Origin of the sequence: Ensifer sp. ENS03 (genome assembly GCF_014852035.1) — a bacterium.
In the GTDB taxonomy this organism is placed as follows: Bacteria; Pseudomonadota; Alphaproteobacteria; order Rhizobiales; family Rhizobiaceae; genus Ensifer; species Ensifer adhaerens.
The window spans coordinates 1-255 of sequence record NZ_JACVAV010000044.1; the positions used below are offsets into that span (position 1 = coordinate 1).

General features: G+C 65.9%; 1 pseudogene. It reads left to right on the plus strand.

Features of this window, described 5'->3' with window-relative positions:
• Positions 1-255, plus strand: a pseudogene (locus IB263_RS34910) (lipoprotein-releasing system transmembrane subunit LolC); the annotation flags it as partial.

Genomic DNA, 255 nt, shown 5'->3' on the forward strand with positions numbered 1-255 from the left:
TTCTGGCGCAAGGGGTCGGTGACAGTTCGACCGGCGCGCTGGTGCGCGGCATCCGCGCCGACGACTTGAGCAAGATGAAGTCGGTTTCCGGCCACATCCAGTCCGGTGATCTCGTCGGCTTTGCCTCCGGCTCTGGCGTGGCGATCGGCTCGCGCATGGCCGAACAGCTTGGCATAACGGTCGGCGGTACCATCACGCTGACCTCGCCCAACGGCGACGTGACGCCGCTCGGCATGAACCCGCGTGTGAAAGCCT